General features: G+C 41.0%; 3 protein-coding genes. All 3 read left to right on the plus strand.

What is annotated here, in order from left to right; genetic code table 11:
* Positions 1-205 precede the first annotated feature (205 nt).
* Genes H5203_RS20295 through H5203_RS20305 form a run of 3 tightly spaced genes read left to right on the plus strand, consistent with a single transcriptional unit; the run spans position 206 to position 4,016 of the window.
* A complete protein-coding gene (locus tag H5203_RS20295; RefSeq protein ID WP_182820188.1) occupies positions 206-1,324 on the plus strand; it encodes a polysaccharide export protein in 1,119 nt (372 codons plus the stop codon).
* An 8-nt stretch (positions 1,325-1,332) separates the two neighbouring features.
* The gene (locus H5203_RS20300; protein WP_182820189.1) at positions 1,333-1,767 is read left to right on the plus strand and encodes a low molecular weight protein-tyrosine-phosphatase; all 435 of its coding nucleotides are present in this window, start codon (positions 1,333-1,335) and stop codon (positions 1,765-1,767) included.
* Between the two features lie 14 nt (positions 1,768-1,781).
* Positions 1,782-4,016 carry a polysaccharide biosynthesis tyrosine autokinase gene (locus H5203_RS20305; protein ID WP_182820190.1) on the plus strand — a complete coding sequence of 745 codons (2,235 nt, stop codon included), beginning with the start codon at positions 1,782-1,784 and terminating at the stop codon, positions 4,014-4,016.
* Positions 4,017-4,233: the final 217 nt, after the last annotated feature.

Raw genomic sequence — 4,233 nt, forward strand, 5'->3', positions numbered from 1 at the left:
GAACCTAGAACCTAGAACCTAGAACCTAGAACCTAGAACCTAGAACACTAAATTAACAAAAAAGTTAACTGCTTGCACAGTAAACGTGCAACCAACCTTGCGAAGCAAAGGTAGCCATGCTTTAATTAGCCAGCAAAAAATAACAGCAATATATTTAAAAATAAGCTGAAAGTTTTAGAATTTAATATTATTTTGGGAATAAACAATGGCGCTAAGCTGTAAAACACTTGTAGCATCACTCACGTTGCTAACAATGACAGGTTGTACAATCATCCCCGGTAGCCATTTCGAAGGAATCGAATCGGGTGAACAAACAAAAAACCTTGAACAAGACCTTGAAAAAGTAAATATTCAAATTATTGACTCATCTTTAATTTATCAGCAAAACCAATCACGTAAAAAAACTAAGCCACCTTCGAGCCTTGATGGTTTAAATGTTAGTGATTACGAATACATACTCGGAGTAGGTGACGTACTTACCATAGGTGTATGGGATCACCCAGAATTAACCATACCAGCAGCTGTACAACGTACCGCAGAGTTTGATGGTTTTCGCGTGCAAGCAGACGGTACCATTACCTACGCCTATGCACCCAATATTCAGGCAGCAGGTAAAACAGTACAGCAAGTACACAGCGAATTGGTGAAGCGTTTAAGTCGAGTGATTGAAGACCCGCAAGTTGATATAAAAGTGGTTGGTTTTCGTAGCCAAAAAGCGTATGTAACTGGCGAAGTAAAGCAACCAGGTATATTACCTGTTACAGAAATTCCACTCACATTGATTGATGCCTTAAACCAAGCAGGTGGTTTAACTGAAGCTGCCGATTGGCGCACGGTTACCTTTACCCGCGGCGACAAAACTGAAGTTATTAAACTTGATGATTTTTATGCACACGGTGATATTTCACAAAATCGTTTACTACAACACGGTGATATAGTGCATGTAAACCGTAATGACTTACAGCGTGTTTTTGTATTAGGTGATGTTAAAAAAGCAGGCTCTGTTGATGTGAACCGTTATGGTTTAAACCTTGCAGAGGCACTCAGTAATTCAGGTGGTTTAAACGAAAATACCGCTGACGCTAACGGCGTGTTTGTACTGCGTAAACGTAACCTTGAAACTGATGGTGTTATTGCCGATGTATATCAGTTGCATGCAAAAAATGTAGCAGCGCTAGTATTAGCCGAGCAATTTGAACTACAACCACACGATATTGTATATGTAACATCGGCACCGCTTGCTCGCTGGAACCGTGTCATAAGTTTATTATTACCGTCAATCGCGACAGTTGATTCAATTGATGACTTAACAGCAACAAACTAAGGATTACGATGTTTGATTCTATCTTAGTGGTGTGCGCTGGTAATATATGTCGTAGCCCAACCGCTGAATACGTACTAAAAAGCAAGCTTGAAGGTAAAAATATTAAAGTATCTTCAGCGGGTTTAACGGCACTTGAAGGTAAACCAGCTGATGCAACTGCAAAGCAAGTTGCTGCAACTTATGGTATAAACATGGATGAGCACCAAGGTCGGCAGTTAACATCAAGCCTAGTTGCGCAAAATAGCGTTATTTTAGTGATGGAGCAACGCCATTTAACTGACCTGTGTAGCCGCTACCCAGAAGCACGCGGTAAAACTTTTTTACTCGGTAAATGGCTAGGTGATAAAGAAATACCTGATCCATATCGGCAGAGTCTTGAAGCGTTTCAACACGTTTATGCATTAATCGACAGCGCCTGTAGCGCTTGGCAAAAGTATTTATAAGGATAGGCTAGTACATGAATGCTCAGCCCACTGCATTAGCAGCAAACAAACAAAACAGACCAGACACACAAGCAAGCCAAGAAATAGACCTAATGGCACTGTTAGGTGCTTTGATAGATCGTAAATATTTTATAATCGCCTTAACAACCTTGTTTATGGTTGTGGGTGTGGTTTACGCGGTATTCTCGACCCCGATATATCAAGCTACTGCGATGATCCAAGTAGAAGAAAGCGGTGGCTCAGTGCCTGGTTTTGACGACATGGCCGGCATGTTTGAAAGTACCTCAGCCGCAGTTACAGAAATTGAGCTACTTAAATCACGCTCAGTCATTGGTGAAGCGGTTGACACATTAAAGCTTGATGTAATAGCTGAGCCTAAATTATTCACATTTATAGGCAGCCGTGCGTTTCGTAAGTTTAGCCCAATGAGTGACGGCGAATTAGCTGAGCCGAGTTTTGGTGCAACTTCGTACGCATGGGGCGGTGAGAGTATTGATGTATTTAGATTCGATGTACCAACGTCAGCGGTTGGTCTTGAGTATACACTTATAGCACAAGAAAATCATACAGTTGCATTACTAAATGATGATGGCGAACAAATATTAACAGGTAAAGTCGGCCAAGAGCTAACTAACGGTAAATTTAACTTGACGATACGTAGTTTAAATGCTCGTACTGGTACAGAGTTTACCATTATACGTAAAGACCGTTTAAATACTATTTTAGATTTACAAGCTGCGATTGGTGCTAGCGAAAAGGGTAAAGACTCAGGCATTATTAATTTGAGCCTGCAGAGCGAAAAGCCACATTATGCTGAAAAAGTACTTGATAAAGTAGCGGCTATTTATGTACGCCGCAATGTAGAACGCAACTCAGCTGAAGCACAAAAATCCCTTGAGTTTTTAGAAGTACAACTACCAGAGATTAAAAAGCAGTTAGAGTTTGCCGAGCAACGTTTTAACGATTATCAGATTAAGCGCCAGTCAATTAATATTACTCTTGAAACGCAAGGAGTATTAGAGCAAGTAGTTAAACTTGAAACCAAACTGCAAGAGCTTGAGTTAAAACGCCTTGAAATGAGCCGCAAGTTTAAAAAAGATCACCCAACGTACCAAGGCTTAATTGAGCAAATTAGCGCGGTTAATGAACAGAAAAAAGAATTGGTTGGCGAAGTGGGCAACCTACCAGAGACTCAACAAGAGTTACTGCGCTTAAAACGCGATGTAGAAGTAAGTAACCAAATTTATACATTACTACTAAGTAAAACCCAAGAGCTTGACATAGTACGAGCCGGTACTGTGGGTAACGTACGTATTATTGACTTTGCAGAGGTGAATACCTCAAAACCTGTTAAGCCTAAAAAAGCATTGATTGTGGTTATGGCAACTATGCTGGGTGGTATGTTAGCTGTTGCGATTGTGCTAGTGCAAAAAGCCATGCATAAAGGGGTTGAAGATCCAAATGAAATAGAGGCAATTGGCCTACCAGTATACGCCAGCGTGCCGTACTCAGATTATCAAGAAAAGCTCGCTGGTTTTGGAGCTCGTAAAGCTAAAAATAAACCAAAGTCGATACTTGCTCTTGATAACCCAGCTGATTTATCAATAGAGGCATTGCGTAGCCTACGTACTAGCTTACACTTTGCGATGATGGAAGCTAAAAATAACATAATTGCAATTTCCGGCCCAAGCCCCGGTGTAGGTAAGTCATTTGTATCAGTTAACTTAGCTGCTGTATTGGCACAGAGTGGTAAAAAAGTACTGATCATCGATGCCGATATGCGTAAAGGCTACTTACAAACCCAGTTTGGCTTAAAGTGGGATGATGGCTTGAGTGATTATCTATCTGGGCGTTTAAACCTTGAGCAAGTAACTAAGCCAACCACTGTAGAAGGGTTGAGTGTTATTACCCGTGGGCAAATACCACCAAACCCATCGGAGTTACTGATGCACAGTAACTTTAGTAAGCTAGTTGAAGAGGTAAGTGCGGCGTACGATATAATAATTGTAGATACACCACCTATTTTAGCGGTTACTGATCCGGCAATAGTTAGCGCTCATACCGGCACTACACTATTAGTAACACGTTTTGGCCAAAACCATATTAAAGAAATAGAGCTAACCCGTAATCGCTTTGAACAAAACGGGACAGATGTGAAAGGCGTCGTGTTCAACGGTGTCGTTAAAAAAGCCAGTAACGCATATGGGTATTATGGATACTACAACTACGAATATAAATCGGATAAGTAAAACGTAGCAGCGATTTTATATCGCGACAAAAAGGTTAAATAGGTGCTAGGGAAGTAACTAGGACCTAAAACCTTTAGTTTTAAATGTAGGCGGGGCTTTATGCAGCGCAGTTGTAATTAAAGTAAAGGTTCACCACAGAGAATGCGTAGGAGTCGGCTTTAGCCACGAATGGTTTTTCGATGCAGCAAAGCGTCTCGGTGCTTTCTGTGGTAGAACT

Source organism: Pseudoalteromonas sp. SG41-1 (assembly GCF_014164575.1).
Lineage (GTDB): Bacteria > Pseudomonadota > Gammaproteobacteria > Enterobacterales > Alteromonadaceae > Pseudoalteromonas > Pseudoalteromonas rhizosphaerae.

Coding starts and splice junctions, on each gene's coding strand:
- H5203_RS20300 (WP_182820189.1), top strand. CDS start 1,333: ATGTTTGATTCTATCTTAGTGGTGTGCGCTGGTAATATATGTCGTAGC.
- H5203_RS20295 (WP_182820188.1), top strand. CDS start 206: ATGGCGCTAAGCTGTAAAACACTTGTAGCATCACTCACGTTGCTAACA.
- H5203_RS20305 (WP_182820190.1), top strand. CDS start 1,782: ATGAATGCTCAGCCCACTGCATTAGCAGCAAACAAACAAAACAGACCA.